Origin of the sequence: Shimazuella kribbensis DSM 45090 (assembly GCF_000428065.1) — a bacterium.
Classification (GTDB): domain Bacteria; phylum Bacillota; class Bacilli; order Thermoactinomycetales; family Thermoactinomycetaceae; genus Shimazuella; species Shimazuella kribbensis.
The window spans coordinates 52,358-68,289 of record NZ_KE386621.1 but is presented as its reverse complement, the minus strand read 5'-3'; the positions used below and the strand labels follow the sequence as shown (position 1 = coordinate 68,289).

Genomic DNA, 15,932 nt, shown 5'->3' with positions numbered 1-15,932 from the left:
AAATTTCAATCCACGCACCCATATAGGGTGCGACGGCTGGTCGCCTATCCACTGATGAGCTAGACCATGATTTCAATCCACGCACCCATATAGGGTGCGACGTTTCGTTCTATAATCTTCAATTCTTGTTTCTGATTTCAATCCACGCACCCATATAGGGTGCGACTTTGTCCCTGGTCTTCATAAATCGTGCCCAGAATGATTTCAATCCACGCACCCATATAGGGTGCGACAGTGATTTTCATACAAAAAGAACCAATTCCACACACTTTCCATACGCTATAACACTTTTTCCATTTTAAATTAAAAGCAACGGATATAAAAAGGGAACATACAAACGTCAAAACATGGTGCGAATGTCCTAGAAAATTTATGGGAGCTAGGGGTTCGCACTAAAAGAGCAATGGGCCATCGAGATCGATCGAGGCTTTTGCTCCCACGTGCTCTACCTTATTTTTATAATTAGAACCACTAATACGGTAAAATCTTAGGCTATCTTCCTCGACATTGATCACATTTTTAAGTGATATTTTGAGAGCAGTGAATTGTGTGGTATCCACGATACACTCAAAAACAGAGTTTTGCACTCGTTGTCCATAATTTTGACAGAGTTGCGCTACTTTTCTCAAGCGTTTCTTTCCTTCTGCTGTAGTTGTACTCACATCATAAGTGACCAAGACTAACATCAGAAATCCCTACTTCCATAGAAAAGGTGGATATTCGTCTAAATCCCCACGTAAAAATCGAGCCAATAATAGGGCTTGCACAAACGGAACCAATCCCCAAGATATTTTTTCTGCCAAATAAGGGTGCGTAAGTTTCTCTTGTTGTTTTTCATGCCAAGCAGACAAAAATTTTTTTCTGGCTTCATCCGTCATGATCACCGAACCATTTTCTTGCTCGATAAAATCTCTTTTTCGCATCCTTTTCTTATTAATAAGTGATAACACAAAACGATCTACATAGACTCCTCGTAGCTCTTCCATTAGATCAAGAGCTAACGACGCCCTGCCTGGCCGATCGCGGTGCAAAAAACCGACATAAGCATCCAATCCTACCGTTTCTAGCGCAGCAGCAGTGTCTCCTGCAAGTAGTGTATAAGCGAAAGATAACATCGCATTCACCTTATCTGTAGCAGGTCTGCGTGAACGAGCATGAAAGTAGAAATCTTCTTTTTGCTGTAAAATCATCTGATCAAACACTTTGTTGTAGCTCGCAGCAGCTTGTCCTTCCCAACCACGCAATTGTTCCAAATCGTTACAGTTACGTATTTCTGATAGTATCGTTGATAAATGCCGAGATATTTCTTTAAACTGAGCAACATCAATACGTTGTTCATAATCTCGAGTCATTCTCTCCAATATCCACTTATGGTTATAAATCTTACCAGTAATAAAATTTCGCGCGATAGTCGTCGACTGTGTTTCATCTTCTGAAAACAAATACTGCTTTTTTCGCAGTAATACATTTCCTTTGCTCTTACCAATCACTCGTGCCTGAAATCGTCCATTTTGCTTGAGAAATACTAGCGAAATATCTCTATCTGCACAATAACCCATTAACGCTGGACTTGCTCCTGTATATCCAAAAGTGACAACAGATTCCAAATTATGTGCTGGAAAACGTTTTTTCTCCCTCTCTCGTTCTACAATGATGTTATCCCCTTGTAGAGATAAATACGCATCAGGTTCAATAACAAACAAAGTATTGAGCAGTTTTCTCACTCAGCAATCTTCCCTTCAATATAACTTTTTACTGACTGTTTGCGTAATAATTCAGGTAAACAAACATGTTGAAGGGAACATTTTTTGCAAAAAGAACCTGTCTTCACTTTTGGCGTATGTTTGCGTTGATAGTACTGATGCATGCGCTGTGCTATTGCTCTTACTTTGTTCTTTATGTCATCAGTTAATGGAATCTCTACTCGTCGCTTGATAGAATCATAAAAGAGATAACCAATCGGAACTTCACAAAGCAGCATTTCCTCCAAACAAATGGCCTGAGCTGCTAATTGTAAAATATCTTCATCCTCTTTTTTTGGTTTGCCACGTTTGTATTCAACGGGATAAGCGATGTAGGTTCCTTCCTCACCACTTAACTGTACGCCGTTGTCATCGCGCACAAACTCTACTACGTCACAAATTCCCGTAAACTTGAGATCATGCGATCGAATCCGCATTCCCCGTACAATCAACTTATTTCCTCGTTTTTCCCTGATCAATGGTTGATCTGCATTGCGATGTAAATACTGCCCCTCGATGGTTCTATCATTTTCTGCCCATTGATCCTCGAGATAAATCAGCGCCCATTGGCGTTGGCAAAATTGGAAATGTTGAATACCTGACAACCACAGGTATTCATCTTCCTCGCTATATCCCATCGATGACTTCAACCTTTAACCCTTGGATCACGCTGTCATCAAGCTCAATCGCATAGTCGTCAATCGTTTTTGGTTCATCTGTTTTACTTTTTATTTTCAACGCCCGATGTACTTTCGCTGAGGAATATTGGCCTAGTTTTGAACTATGCTCCCACCAATACACCTTGTACACTTCCATGCTACCTTCTGGCCTAGCTGAAGAAACATCATTCACAAATAACGTGCGCAGCGCCTCTTTGATCTTTTCAGCATCTTCGTTACTAAATTGCGTTTTTTTCGCCAATTGTGTGTTGATACTGCCATAAAAAACGTACACACCAAAGTCTACTCGATGTTTCATTCCCATCGTGTCAGAGCCCTTTCCCTCACTTGTCTCGCTATTTACACTTTTGGTGATTTGCATACTGGAAATATCAATCGAATCTATACTGGTTGCTGTATGAATAGAAACTGGCCCTCTCACCCCAACAGAAACACCTTTTCCCTTAGCCTTACCCTTAAAAGAGAATACTTGCCCAAAACTTCTTACATCAATCCATTCTAGACATGCAACACTCGCAAACCGGTCGCTCATATCTTGTTTTTCCTGTAGCAACTTCACTAATTCTGGATGAGCTTCCGCCCGTTCTTTTAAACTACTGTATCCATCTATTTGTTTGTCATTGGATTGAACAAACACCATCTCACCCATATCGAGCAATCTATTACGAATCTTCCGTTTTATCGCCACGTCAGAAATCTCACCATGACCATCATAGTCTTGACGAGGACGATTTCCATTCAATGGATCACCATTCGGATTAGCTTTATGCACCGTTAACACAACTGCGAAATCAATTTTATGATCAAGACTCATGATTACTTATCTCCTTTTTCGATTCTTTTTTTTGATACAATTCATATCGCTGACTGTAAAGACCGTGCAAATATTTACCGGATAGTGGCTTATTATTAAAATCTTCCACCTTTATTTTTGCACCAATCTGATCAATCAATTTGTTCAAATCTGTAGCTCCCGCTCCTAATCTCACCTGATATGGTTGCAGTGCAGCTTGAATCATTCCCCAAGTACGCTCCGGATGACGATGAAAAGCATTCATATAACGAATCGCATTGGTTGCGCGTTTTTCCATCTTATCCATTGCCCTTCGCTCTAAAACGTCAGCAACCGCAAGCAAACGACCAAATAAATAACTACGATCTTCATTTGTCAGATCTAATTCCACTCCAACTCCTCCTTGTTGTTTATGAATTAGTGCACAGGCTACACTCAATGTCTTTTCCCACTCTCCTTCTTCTTTGAAAGCGACAGGATTAGAAGCACGATGGAAAACATTGCGGATGATATCATTAGGAATCGCTCGTCCATCAATAATGCATGGCAGAAGACGTTCCATCAATCCCTTTATTACTTTTTCATTTACCTGTGATCCATAGGCAGCTAGGGCAATATTTTGTGTAGATGGAGCACCAAAAAAGTATCTCCCTTGAAATGGATGTAACCAAACACATGTCGTGTGCCAACTCTTCAGTTGGTCTAAATAGTCGTCGCTTTGTAACTGACGATAATAAAGAACCGCTAATCTACCAGATGTTGCCGAATCAAGTACGATGATGTTAACATTGGGATCTGCTGATAAATCACTTTTTCGCCCATCAATTGCATTGGCCACTTGTTTAGCATAGTGTTCATACGTATAGGTTTGTTTCTTTAATTCTGTTTCAAATCCAATATTCAACGCAGAAAGTGTGTCTGCCATTGGATCAGGGACAGATTCAACATGGTTGCCCCAAACGAGAAAAACACGATTATCAATGATTTTCGCTTGTTTTTGAATTAGCCATTTTAATGCATTGTGTGCCTTCTGTGATACATCATAGCTAATATTTGCAGCTTGATCGGCAGTGTTAAATCTACCTCGAAAAGTAAAACCGCTATTATCATTGGAAGAGATGAGCTTCGCTTTGTCACCAGCATGTCTGATTTTATTTGCATGCCTATATGTGCTAGCACGGATTTTACCAGTGACATAGCAATAATCATCTCCATGTAGCTGCTTGTGATAAAAGCGAATAAAAGATGTATACATCTTCTGATCTTCCCAAACTTTTGGTATTTTTTTCAGAGAAGAGTAAACACGAAAACGGATAAAAGCACCATCTATACTTTCAGTGATTGTCTGGAAAATTTGCGGTTTATCTCCTCTTGTTTTATCCCATTTTTCAATCAGTTTATTGTTCTCACCCACAGGAAGGATATCTTCTTTGATCAAATCGGCAATCAATGTCCGTTTCCGCACATACTGATAAATACTTTTCACTTTCTCATCAGCATGAATAGAAGTAGCCCATTGTTTTAATTGTTCTAAGTAATGAGCAAAAGGTTTCTCCCCTTTGCTACCTCCAAAATGAGTAAAATCACCTGCAACATAACTAAGTTTGTCATGCAAGGGGTATGGGGCTATCTTTGATCCTGATCGGCTCGCGGAATCTTCTGTACAAGGAATAACTGTGACATCTTTCCCAAGAATTTTAGCTGTGAGAAAATCCCCGACTTCACTCACCAAAACCTCAATATGAGCCGTTTGTGTTGTATGGGAAATAGGTAAAAGTGTATATGTTTGATCGTTATTTTTCTTAAAAAATTTACCCACTTGATCAAGATTCGCTTGATATGTTTCATAGAGCTGTAGTAGATAGCTCATTTATTCACCTCCTAACTCTGCCCATAATTCATCTGCTGACTGTATATTCGATGCATCAAAATTTTTGGTTTTCCAATCAGAAATCTGGCGAACTATTGTACATTGATCAGGGCGGATAAATTCGATAACACCGTTTTTCATCACTGGATGCCAAAGACGAACTTCTAATTGTTCACGGCCTGTCTCATCTGGATAATTGATACCATGAACCATTGTCCCAAAATAAATTTCATCGTCAACATCATAAAACCCCTCATCTTCACCAAATACACAAGGTTCCACATATCCTTGGCATTCGCGTGTACCAAGAAAAATGTCTCGTCTTCCACCCACAGCTAACGACCGTTTGAATATGTTGTGATGCTTATGTTCGTCGCGATCAAACGCTAAATCCGGACGATGGGGATTAAAAATAAAATGGGCTCTTACTTGGTAACAAACATCTCGCAGATAAGTATAGTTAGCTAGCGTATTTCCACCATTATATTCAAGCGGTCGAACTCCTTTGGATTCCATCCGAATACGATTCATCACTCGTACCGCATCTACTACCATCAATAAAGTTGGTTTCCAGTAAATGCTTTCTACTATACCTTTTAAAGCTTGATAAGTTGGAACTTGGTATGATAATTTTTCCCCACCTAATTTCATCAGTGGATCAGTAAATAAAGCGTAGTTTCCAGTAAGTTGAAATTCCACACTGTTACGCAATTTCTCTCACATCCTAGTTAAGCAAATAAAGATCCTGACCCAGATTCATTTTTCACATCTACACCAAACCATTCATTATATGCAGCGTCTTTGAGCACAAAAATCTTGTCCTCGTAGGAAATGATCCCTCCGTTTTGCATCAATTGCTGTTTTTCGTACTCAAATAACTCAACTGTATAAGTCTGGGCTCGCTGCAACCACTGACTAAGTCGATCAATCGTACTCCTTCCACTAAGATCATCAATGATTCCACTGCCATCTCCATATGGCACAATCACCGAAGTTGTCTGGTTATCGATCACACGAAAATGCTTCGCCGCAGTCCCATAGCTATAGGGAAGCACAAGTGGAAAAGCTACTTTTTTTTCGTTCCGATAGTCATTGCAATAACTACTTGTTGTACGCGTAGCAAACAATAACTCTGTCATCTCTTTTTTTGATCCTTGAACATCAATAACATAATTGAGATTATGTTTAAGCTCTTCATAGTACTCCTGAAAATAGTGGTTCATCGACCGTGGAGATAACAAATCATCTTGCTCGATCTTCCCTTGTTTCCGATCAATAAGAATTCGTTTCGCCACTTCTTTTCCAATGCGAATTTCTTTTAAACTATCGTGATTTAAATTCTCTTCTTCATGATCAATGATATATACATCACCAATCGCCCTTTCTCCATGTCGATTACATCTACCTGCGGCCTGTGCAATCGAATCAAGCCCGGCTAATGAACGAACTACACAAGAAAAGCTAATATCCACCCCTGCTTCTACCAATTGGGAACTGATGCAAATGACTTTTTTCTTTTGATCCAAGTAAGCTCTCACTTGATATAAAATGTCTTTCCGATGTGCAGCACACATCGCTGTACTCAAATGAAAAATAGGAATATCCATACTTTGATCTTTCAGGAGTTCATAGAGTCGTTTCACTACTGTTTTCGTATTTAAAATAACTAAGACACTGTCCATATGATTCATACGTTCGAGAACAAAATCGGCGAGTTGTTCGCTGCTCCACGATTTTTCTGTCACATTATCAACAATATTTACTCGTTTAAATGCTTCCACAACAGCAGGCAATTGTTTAACCATTTCCGCATCTGGATTGATATCTAATTTTTGCTCAACAAAATCAAGTGCAGGTTGTGTTGCTGTACAAAGAACAATACTTGCACGTGCACATGTTTTTAAAAAATTAAGCGCTTCATTGAATAGAGAAATGCAGTGAGTAGGAACTTTTTGCACCTCATCAAAAATCAACACCGCATTGCTTAGCTGGTGCAATCGGCGGATATTACGTGTTCCGTAAGCATAAAACACATTAAGAAACTGAACCATTGTAGTAAAAATAATCGGCGAGTCCCAGTTATCTTTTGACAGTGTTAACGCGTCGTTAACACCATCTTTTTGTTCGTTATCTTGTTCATCGATAATGATATTGGAATGATGTTCTAAAATATGGGCAGGATCTTGCAAAATATCGCGTACAGTTGCTGCATTTTGCTCGATAATTGTAGTATATGGAAGGATATAAATAATACGTTGTTTGTGATGGAGTTTAGCATGTTTTATTGCGTAGCGTAAACTTGCTAACGTTTTGCCACCACCAGTCGGAATAGATAGCGTATAAATCCCCGATGGCTTTGCGGCAAACACTTCACATTGTTCTGATAGTTTATTTCTGAGCTTGTTGATCTTTGTATCGTTTACAAAAGATTGAATTTTGCGCACCAATCGATTATAATACACATCCCATAACGGCTGCAAATCGATGGAGAGTACGGTTGTTTGTTCTTCTTCAAATAAACGAGTATTGGTACGATCAGCATCGATCAGAGCACTAAACACAAATTTGGTTAAAAACGACAACTTTTTTTCAAAACCAAATTCCCGTTCACTTCTCAAAAAAGTTTCCAATTCACTAGCTGCACAATCGACGTAGACTCGGAAAGATTGTTCATCCATCACTTGTTCGAAAAATTGCTGTTTTGTTTGTTCAAACTCATCTAGTGGTTTCTCTGCACGCTTCAAAAAATCCGACTCTAGATCCGGCGTAATCAAATCTTTTAAATAGGAATGGTGCGAGAAAATTGCATTACCAACTATTTCTGTAATCATCATGTAAAACGGCTGATCATGTTTATGGAAATATTCGTATAATAACCTGCCGCCAGCAGTCGAATGATCGATACTCCCTCGCCGAGGCGCGTAATCCGGATGATAAACGGCTTTAAATATATAATCACGAAACTGAGTAGTATATTTACCTAAATCATGAAGCAATCCCGCAAGTCCTGTAACATGCCTAATCCCCAACTTCTCCCCATATTCCTCGGCCAACTCTTTTGCTTCTAGCAGGTGCTGTTCTACAGATTGTACCTGTTTATCCTTTTTTCGGATATGTGCAATACTATCCATCTCATCCCTTCTTTGTCCTATGAAGATAAACCATATTATAAGAATATATGTAATTTTGTCAAATCTTTTGGGTGGGGACTCAGGGCAAATTTATTGCTATTTTTTGTAAATTAACCATATGATGGAATATTAGTGAATTCCGTATTTTTGTCCGGTCGGGTAGGTCAGACTCCTCTCGGAGCCATTCCCTCCTGAGAACTGATCGTGCGAGTTTCCTCGCAATCAGCTCAAGCCTCTTCAAACACCCTTTGGAGGACGCGGTTTCTCAATAGTTAATTGTTGGTTATGGACTTGGTCATGACAATTTGGATGCAAAAGAATACGATTCTCTTGTGATTCGGAACCACCTAAAGATCGCCAAACCATGTGGTGGTTGTGCCATCCTGTTAGTTTGATGATCTTTTGTTTACAAACAGGACAAATGCCTCGTTGTTCTTTCCAAAGCTGTAGAAGTTGGTCTTCCTTTTGGCGAGGTTCTGATGCAGATGGATATCCAGGAAACGCAACTTGGGACTATTAATCCTGATTTGGGCTAAGAATCACTAGGGATGTGTTAGGAGAGTTCATGAAGTAGGTCTAAAACCAATGAATGGATAGAACCATAGTTCTATCCATTCATTGGTTTTTCAAAAGGTACGTATCACATTGAATTAAATCATAAACACAAAAGAAACTGCCAGACAAGTCAGAGTCTCTTTTAATCCAATATGAGTGTATTGCCCAACTTCCCGAAAAGGTGGAATATCCAATTTAAAAAAATTTATGGAATTCCTATAGTTCATCCACTCTGGATGAGGGAGTTACACTAGCAGACCGGCTAGAGTGGTAATAGACCTTCTAACCGCCATTTTTCAGCACTTGGTTATTGTCTTCTATCCGTTAACTTTACTTTCCCTGAGGGGGCATTATTGATTCTTTGTCGCTTGTTGATGTTTTCTTGTCTGTTTGACACTCTGTCGATTTTTTTTGGTCCTCTTGACAATTGTATGTATCTCCTTTGTCTACATCCAAAGTTTTATCTCCAATGATTACCGTGTGATTGTTGATCCATTTGACATATGGATTTTCATCTGGATAATTCCAATAAATATTCTTAATCGTTCTCATTTTTTGATTTACTAGTTCCCCACTTGCTGCGCTCGAACCGAATGGTTCGCGGTCAACATAGTAGATTTTTAAAGTGTATTCGCCATCTGGGGAAGGATATGTTCTCTTCAATTCTCCCTTTAATTTTTCTTCATTGAGACTATTCCAATTATTAGATAGCATATCCGAACATCCCACGATTAATGATGTTATCAAAATGAGAGATACTAGTACACTAAATAGGCTTGTTACCATATTTTTTTTCATTTGTTACTCCTTGTGCGAGGTTGTAGTACGTTCTAGAGTAAAAAACGTATATACAACACTATTTTATTTAGACTTGATCATACTTACATGTCTACATATTTTTCGGTCGTACTAACAATCACTGATAGTAGTAGGAGCCGGATCGCAAATAAAAAAGCATGGTCGCTTGCCCTAAAAACTCACTGTAGGCGCGGAAAAAACGACTACCACAGTATCAGTTGGAACAGGGCAATATAACCACGCAACAAGTGATTAAGAGATTGAAGGATTTTGGATGACTTTGCGAGATGTTTTATGAAATATATTTAGCAACAGTTATTGCATGCTTCATCTGGGTTATCCACATATATTTCATTTTTTATTACTTTATATTCTACACCAGCATCTCTGAGGCATTCTAGTATATCATTGTCACCACCATACACAGTCCAATATTCATAGTAGGTAGGTTCCTGTTGGTTGCTACAGCCAAACAAGAAAAACATACTTATCAAACAAATACACAAAAATTTCTTCATTCTGAAAACACTCCTAAGCATAACTTCATTACGTGGATTTTAGTCCAACTTTTTTCCATGCTTATTGAATTTTACCTGAACAACGGGAGAAATTTGTTTCAATACGTCCGAATCTTGACCATGGCTCTCTCTATAAACAAGCATGTTCGATAGGATACTGGCATTGTAATAAATAATGAAATTGGCGAGTAAGCGACTACACTCACCCCATATTTGTTAATCATTTTCGTTTTTAAAACATAACTTCCCGAAGTTAGCATAGGATACTGTTTTGTGTAATTTATGATAACTCTCTCCTCGATTCAATACCTTGTACACATTACGACGTAAGGGCGGAGAATCAATATAGTTCAAGAAATAAAGACTTCTGATGATGTTATCATACTCACACAAAGCACTTTCTTCGCTCCCTCTACCCCTAGATGGGATATTTACAGTTAACAGCATTTATTCTAACATTTGAAGCTTATCAGATATTGAAGATTTTACCCAATCCACCGTCTCCTGTTCCCATACTTCTTCTAGCTTTGTTTTCTTTATTTCACTATTTATCGGAAGTAAAAAGATATATCCTGCTGCGGATTCTCGAATATAAGGAGAACGATTCGTTAGAAAGGAACAAATGTTATGGATATGTTCTTTTTCTCCAAATAAATAAAGCGCGACATAGAAGCGCATTTTTGCACGAGGTGATCTTTCTTTCTTTAATTTTTCTTTTATAGATGCTATCGCACTTCTTTCCTCCATCCATCCTAAAGCAACTGCTGCACATCCTCTTACCTCTGGCTCTTTATGATCCAATGCATGAAAAAGGGACATCACACTACTTTTATCTTTATGATATTGTAATGATTCTGCGGCATATGCTTGAATAGTAGGATTTACGTCATTAGATAGTCTTTCGATAAGAGCTTCTACTACCTTTTTACCCTCAAAGTTGCGCAACTCCATTACTACTTTATACCGAATCCATTCATTCTTATCTTTAGTCAGTGATAGAAACCAATCCATCGTTTCTGTTGTATTTAACTCTCCCATTCTCTCTATCATTTCTAAACAAACGTTTAAAATGGAAACGTTATAATACTCTTTCATATGAGGAAGTTGATGAGCAGGAGAAAGCTCATTCGAAATATACTCAATTTGATCTTCGATAAATTTATCGACTAACTCTGCTCCTCTTTTAATCGCTAAACGCTCCCGAAATGGGCGTTTACCTATCCACTGTTCATAGTGTGCCATTTCATGTGCCAATGTGTATATATAATTTTGAAGAACAATGGCAGCACCATATTCTTTTGAGTCTTCCTCAAAACTCCCCACGGCTACTTTTATTTTAGATAATTCCGATTCATCATATGGTGCAAAAAAGGAACCATTTGCAGCCTCCATTTTAGTGGTTATCAGTTCTTCTACGTCTAATAGACAAACCATCACTTTTTTGGGGAAGGATAGTTCTCTTCCTATCCAATGAAGAAAGAGTAAAGCACAGGCCTTGACATCGTTATGTATCTCCTTATCTGATTGAAAGATAATGTTTGAAATTAAATCACGATTTTTCAATCTGTACCTCCATAAAAATAAATAGGGACCATCCTATTCTAGTGAAAGTAAAAGAAGCCCAAAGGGCCTCCAGAATAGGATCAATCACAAGCTACCATTGCATTATAAACCTCATTTTCGGGATAAAGACTCCTTGTTTTCTCACTTCAAAATCAATACCTGCTTCTTCCAAGCATTGTTTATACATGGAAATATCAACCATCTCCTTATGTGTAGCAGCTAAAGTATAGTTTGAGGTGTCTCTTTTCGAGCAAGAACACATTAAAATGGACATAAGAAAAAGAATGAAAACAGAGTTTGGTCATTGTAATCTGTCCTATTCGAAAATTGATTTTATTTCCATACAGTGAATCTGGGTAATTGTGATCACCGTACAGATCTTGAGGTTATCTTTTGTTTCCTCTTTAGATTCTAAAACTTCTTTTTATGCCAGTAATAATATTTACTGGCACTATAGTGCTGATATACTGCCAGTAACGCGAAATCTGCGGATGGATTACGCTTTGTCACTCCTGTCAAGACCGTTTATTCTGGTCCAAATCCGAAATACTTTGGCAGGGGCGAGGTGATTACCGGTAAAATCCACTTTGTACCTAGGAATGCATATTAGAACAAGTGTTGAACGGATTATCCGTAATCGGATTCGGAAAAATTTGATTCAGAAAAACTGGGAAGATATGTTGCTAGTTGCAGGTTCACTTAAATTGGGAACGGTGAATGCTACTCAATAGATTCAAACCTTACAGCGAAATGGAAAACCAAGCATGCTCGGAAGAGCAACCAGTCAATTTGGTCGAATCTTTAAAACTCGCCACACTCTTACTTTCTTTAATGACAAGATCTGCTGGTCCTACCCCAATGACAAGCTACGATTACTTCTTTTACTTCCAAGAAAAAAGTGTGACAAGGGGCTAGTTCTCTTGTCACACTAAATCTTTAGAGCTTTCCATTTTATTGTAGAATCGATTTTCGAAAAAGATTTAACCCGCTTTCTACAACCTTTGTTAATGCTACTACTTCTTCATTGTTCCATATCGGAATATAAACATGGCCGCTTTTATTTATGGGATCTAAATTATTCCCATAAAATAATTTCTCATATAGTGGTGAAACTACTTCATCTTCACCATAGAAATGCTCATCTATGGAACGAGCTACATCTGAAAATATATTCCAAAACTCAAGAATCATTTTACAATCAACGGATCTCGGATCACTTGAGAGCCATTCAATCATTTGGTTAATATCGTATTTTATCACTTCGTCTTCCAATGTGAGCCGCTTACTAAGACTATAACTTCGCAGTTCATGAACAGTAGAAAAATATTTAATTTTGTTTGATTCTACAAGAATCCCGTCGGTATCATCCGTATACCAAATGCAGTAATATTTTTTCTCCTCAAACAAGAATTCAACTATATAATGACATCTCAAAATATCCCTCTCCTAATGCATTTTATTTAAAGCCTCAATCTCCCAATTTTTTTATTTTATTAAAATCGCTCCCAGGGCCTTTTTTATAGTTTCCAGGGCCAAAACGATCATCACATAATCTTTTTGCAAACTCATTCCCGTTTTCTCCATGATGTGGTCTTTTTCCTTTTGCCCAAGAAGGAACATCCGTTGCTTTTTGTTTTTTACTTGCTTTACTTTTTTTAGATTTACTATATAATGCACGAACTTTTTTTGCGATCCAAGAAATGGCTCTATAGGTAATATATACCATTACAACAACTCCTGTGGCTAGTAGCAATACTTGACCAACATAGGGGATATAGAAAACTCCAATGACAGCGGGATAGTTTCCATCAGGGTCAATATACATTACAGGGTTATTATTTGCATAGTTATATCCATTTTGAGTTAGCGGCTCATTTTCATTACCAAGATCAGGATCAAGGGTCAAAAACCTTGCAACCTTAGCATTATAGTATCTTGCTTGTAAATAATATAACCCAGTATCTTTATCATACCGATAACCCGCATAAAGATAGGGGTTTTCCACAGTACCTGTTTGCTTTACTACATTCCCAAATGCATCATAGTCATAGGTGTTTACCACAGCACCTGTAGTACCGTCTGTAAGTGCAACAACATCTCCATGCCCATTTAACTGGTAGTAATAGGTTTTTCCTCCACGTGTCATACTTACAGGTTGTATACCATTCCATGTGTAACTAGCCACAATCGCATTGGTACTATCTGTTTCATAAGCCACGTTGTTATTTTCATCATAGTGGAAAGTAATGGTACCAGATACTGTCGTCATCGTCTTGCGTAAACCTTTGGAATCATAGGCGAATGACGCGATGACACTCGCACTCAACACTATCAAAAACGGATAAACCCACATTGAAGACGTTGTGATACGATGAAATACGAACATACAAAACCGTGATTCAATATGTGATACCACAAAGATCTATTCAAAGCAAAAGCGGGAATCCCCTTTTTTTCTAAAAGCACATTATTCTAAGTCTTTACGTCACAGTCCTATCCACCCCATGCTTGCAATAAAAAAAGACCACCGAAGTGATCTATTTCATCTTGGCCAATACTTTATTCATTTGATTACTGGAAACTCCTATTTTGTATTTGGGGTCACCGAATCATTTAATACTAGACTTTGTTTTTGCACACGTTTTTCAGTTTTATCAAGCAAATTCCCTAAGATACGGCTTTGTGGTCTTAGTGCCCATGAAACGATATTGAGTGTAACATAGAAAAGCGGAAGGATAATATGAAACCCGTAATCACCATAATCGTTAGCAAGCACGTGAGAGAAAGCCGCACCAGTCATTAAAAAGAAGATACCAGCGTAAGCCCATTCTTTAAGCCGAGGAAAACCTGGCACAACGATAGCGATGACTCCAAGTATTTTCCAAATCCCAAGAATGTTCATGATGTATAATGGATAACCAATATTCTTTACTAGCTCGATATTTCCTCCCAATTTCATCAGTTGACCAGCACCACTTAACAAAATGGATACTGCCAGTAGTGATGTGACTGTCCAATAAGCGATCATTTTTCCTTTTGTTTTCATCTTTTGATCCCTTCCTTTATGTGTCTATGATGTATGAATTGTTTTATACTTTACTATGCGCAGCGTGGAATATAGCCGAAACTCTATTGAAAAAGTAGAAGTTTTAGCGAGTGAAAGCTATTTATACTTTGAGAGAAAATAGCTTTCACTCATTTCAACAGAGAAAAAGGATGACCAAGTACCGATTCCTCCACTTGCGCTTTTGCTTACTTTAATATTCTCCTTTAATGATAAAGAACGAGCCTCGAATGGTTCCAGCTAGTTTAGACTTTTGCCTAGCAAACTTAAACTTCTCTTCTAACTCCTTTGGTACTTCCATCTCTTCAGAAAGCTTAAAACCAACGGCCCGCTTCTTAGGGTCGTCAATGGGATACATCACGTTGATCATAAGACCATCTTCATAAAAGACGTAAGCAAATTGGATATTTTCCACTTGAAAACGCGACGTTTCTAAAGGTTTGGCCGCAAACTCAATATCACGTTCTTCTTTCAAAATTCGGTTTACATAATCAAGGGTATCCTGGCTTTCGCTAGCTGGTACAACCGTAAATTCATGCTTGTATTTATTCATAAAGTAACGGGCTTCATGAGCACGTAAACCAGCAAGCGCTTCTACTACTGGTGAAGATTCTAAACCATTCGTAGTCACATTTTTAAAATCAACGATATAGGACATTTCCATCTCTCCTTTTATTTCTTTATTGACTAACAACAGGAATCCACATTTCACCAAAAATGAAGCCGTTTCGCTGTCCCAGCTCAACCATTGCATTCGGCCCGCCAACGTAGGCAAAATTTGCTTCTGGCAAGACTTGACCAAAGGCAATGCCTTCAAGTTTCTGATTCAATTCATCAGCTGTCTTCCCTTCTCCCTTCACAATGAGGTATTCTCCTTTAGGAAATTGGATAATTCTAGCCTCTTCTGGTGCTGATACGGATGCATCTGTCATAACACCGGCATAATGCATCATCTTGTTATTCACTGCTTCGTTCACAGCAAAAATGTAGTCATTTGTGGCTATGGCTTTTAACGTATCCAGTATTCCATTCCGGCTGACGGCTTGCCAAAAGTCTGCCTTTTCCTTGTCCATACCAGCATAGTCTGTAAGCTCCGTTCCAATACCTACAACGATAAAGCTGTCTTTTTCTTCTAGGGTATAATCTGCCATATTCAAAACCTTCCTTTTTTTAATGAATTGTTTTCTTTGCTTGATAGGTATATCATAGCCTCAAATC

The 15,932-nt window shown here is 38.3% G+C and carries 17 protein-coding genes and 1 pseudogene; 1 reads left to right on the top strand and 17 read right to left on the bottom strand.

Annotated features, from left to right (window positions below):
• Nucleotides 1–392 precede the first annotated feature (392 nt).
• The 12 genes and pseudogenes from cas2 to A3GQ_RS0122060 form a co-directional block, all read right to left on the bottom strand.
• The gene (cas2, locus tag A3GQ_RS0122110; protein ID WP_028778864.1) at nucleotides 393–686 is read right to left on the bottom strand and encodes a CRISPR-associated endonuclease Cas2; all 294 of its coding nucleotides are present in this window, start codon (nucleotides 684–686) and stop codon (nucleotides 393–395) included.
• A gap of 9 nt (nucleotides 687–695) precedes the next feature.
• Nucleotides 696–1,724, bottom strand: coding sequence for a type I-C CRISPR-associated endonuclease Cas1c (gene cas1c, locus A3GQ_RS0122105; RefSeq protein WP_028778863.1), 1,029 nt, complete (start codon nucleotides 1,722–1,724; stop codon nucleotides 696–698).
• Entirely contained in the window at nucleotides 1,721–2,380 is a 660-nt protein-coding gene (gene cas4 / locus A3GQ_RS0122100; protein WP_028778862.1) for a CRISPR-associated protein Cas4, read from the bottom strand. Before cas4 ends, cas1c begins: the two co-directional genes overlap by 4 nt.
• Nucleotides 2,370–3,239 carry a type I-C CRISPR-associated protein Cas7/Csd2 gene (gene cas7c, locus A3GQ_RS0122095; RefSeq protein WP_028778861.1) on the bottom strand — a complete coding sequence of 290 codons (870 nt, stop codon included), beginning with the start codon at nucleotides 3,237–3,239 and terminating at the stop codon, nucleotides 2,370–2,372. The genes cas4 and cas7c overlap by 11 nt, the downstream gene beginning before the upstream one ends.
• The gene (cas8c, locus tag A3GQ_RS0122090) at nucleotides 3,226–5,085 is read right to left on the bottom strand and encodes a type I-C CRISPR-associated protein Cas8c/Csd1 (RefSeq protein ID WP_028778860.1); all 1,860 of its coding nucleotides are present in this window, start codon (nucleotides 5,083–5,085) and stop codon (nucleotides 3,226–3,228) included. The genes cas7c and cas8c overlap by 14 nt, the downstream gene beginning before the upstream one ends.
• Entirely contained in the window at nucleotides 5,086–5,796 is a 711-nt protein-coding gene (cas5c, locus tag A3GQ_RS0122085) for a type I-C CRISPR-associated protein Cas5c (protein WP_028778859.1), read from the bottom strand.
• A 17-nt stretch (nucleotides 5,797–5,813) separates the two neighbouring features.
• Nucleotides 5,814–8,216, bottom strand: coding sequence for a CRISPR-associated helicase/endonuclease Cas3 (locus A3GQ_RS0122080; RefSeq protein ID WP_028778858.1), 2,403 nt, complete (start codon nucleotides 8,214–8,216; stop codon nucleotides 5,814–5,816).
• Nucleotides 8,217–8,453: 237 nt separating this feature from the next.
• Nucleotides 8,454–8,639, bottom strand: coding sequence for an HNH endonuclease (locus A3GQ_RS28585; protein ID WP_083964365.1), 186 nt, complete (start codon nucleotides 8,637–8,639; stop codon nucleotides 8,454–8,456).
• Between the two features lie 462 nt (nucleotides 8,640–9,101).
• Nucleotides 9,102–9,569, bottom strand: a complete 468-nt coding sequence (locus A3GQ_RS25955; RefSeq protein WP_051272268.1) for a DUF5412 family protein — start codon at nucleotides 9,567–9,569, stop codon at nucleotides 9,102–9,104.
• A 305-nt stretch (nucleotides 9,570–9,874) separates the two neighbouring features.
• Nucleotides 9,875–10,087: a hypothetical protein gene (locus A3GQ_RS0122065; RefSeq protein WP_028778857.1), complete on the bottom strand. Its 213-nt coding sequence runs from the start codon at nucleotides 10,085–10,087 to the stop codon at nucleotides 9,875–9,877.
• Between the two features lie 51 nt (nucleotides 10,088–10,138).
• Nucleotides 10,139–10,483: pseudogene (locus A3GQ_RS27565) on the bottom strand (Tn3 family transposase); the annotation flags it as partial.
• A 51-nt stretch (nucleotides 10,484–10,534) separates the two neighbouring features.
• Nucleotides 10,535–11,650 carry a HEAT repeat domain-containing protein gene (locus tag A3GQ_RS0122060; RefSeq protein ID WP_028778856.1) on the bottom strand — a complete coding sequence of 372 codons (1,116 nt, stop codon included), beginning with the start codon at nucleotides 11,648–11,650 and terminating at the stop codon, nucleotides 10,535–10,537.
• A gap of 599 nt (nucleotides 11,651–12,249) precedes the next feature.
• Here A3GQ_RS0122060 and A3GQ_RS28580 point away from each other — a divergent pair.
• Nucleotides 12,250–12,381: a Tn3 family transposase gene (locus A3GQ_RS28580; protein WP_156877902.1), complete on the top strand. Its 132-nt coding sequence runs from the start codon at nucleotides 12,250–12,252 to the stop codon at nucleotides 12,379–12,381.
• Between the two features lie 220 nt (nucleotides 12,382–12,601).
• Here the strand turns inward: A3GQ_RS28580 and A3GQ_RS0122045 are convergent, their stop codons facing one another.
• The 5 genes from A3GQ_RS0122045 to A3GQ_RS0122025 all read right to left on the bottom strand — a co-directional run bounded on the left by A3GQ_RS0122045 (nucleotide 12,602) and on the right by A3GQ_RS0122025 (nucleotide 15,865).
• A complete protein-coding gene (locus A3GQ_RS0122045) occupies nucleotides 12,602–13,084 on the bottom strand; it encodes a hypothetical protein (RefSeq protein WP_028778855.1) in 483 nt (160 codons plus the stop codon).
• Nucleotides 13,085–13,118: 34 nt separating this feature from the next.
• A complete protein-coding gene (locus A3GQ_RS25950) occupies nucleotides 13,119–13,979 on the bottom strand; it encodes an RHS repeat-associated core domain-containing protein (RefSeq protein WP_245596889.1) in 861 nt (286 codons plus the stop codon).
• Nucleotides 13,980–14,234: 255 nt separating this feature from the next.
• Complete coding sequence (locus A3GQ_RS25370) at nucleotides 14,235–14,696, bottom strand: DoxX family protein (RefSeq protein ID WP_083964363.1); 462 nt, start codon at nucleotides 14,694–14,696, stop codon at nucleotides 14,235–14,237.
• Between the two features lie 211 nt (nucleotides 14,697–14,907).
• Nucleotides 14,908–15,378 carry a phage tail protein gene (locus A3GQ_RS0122030; RefSeq protein ID WP_425423393.1) on the bottom strand — a complete coding sequence of 157 codons (471 nt, stop codon included), beginning with the start codon at nucleotides 15,376–15,378 and terminating at the stop codon, nucleotides 14,908–14,910.
• Nucleotides 15,379–15,394: 16 nt separating this feature from the next.
• Nucleotides 15,395–15,865, bottom strand: coding sequence for a GyrI-like domain-containing protein (locus tag A3GQ_RS0122025; RefSeq protein WP_028778853.1), 471 nt, complete (start codon nucleotides 15,863–15,865; stop codon nucleotides 15,395–15,397).
• Between the last annotated feature and the right edge of the window lie 67 nt (nucleotides 15,866–15,932).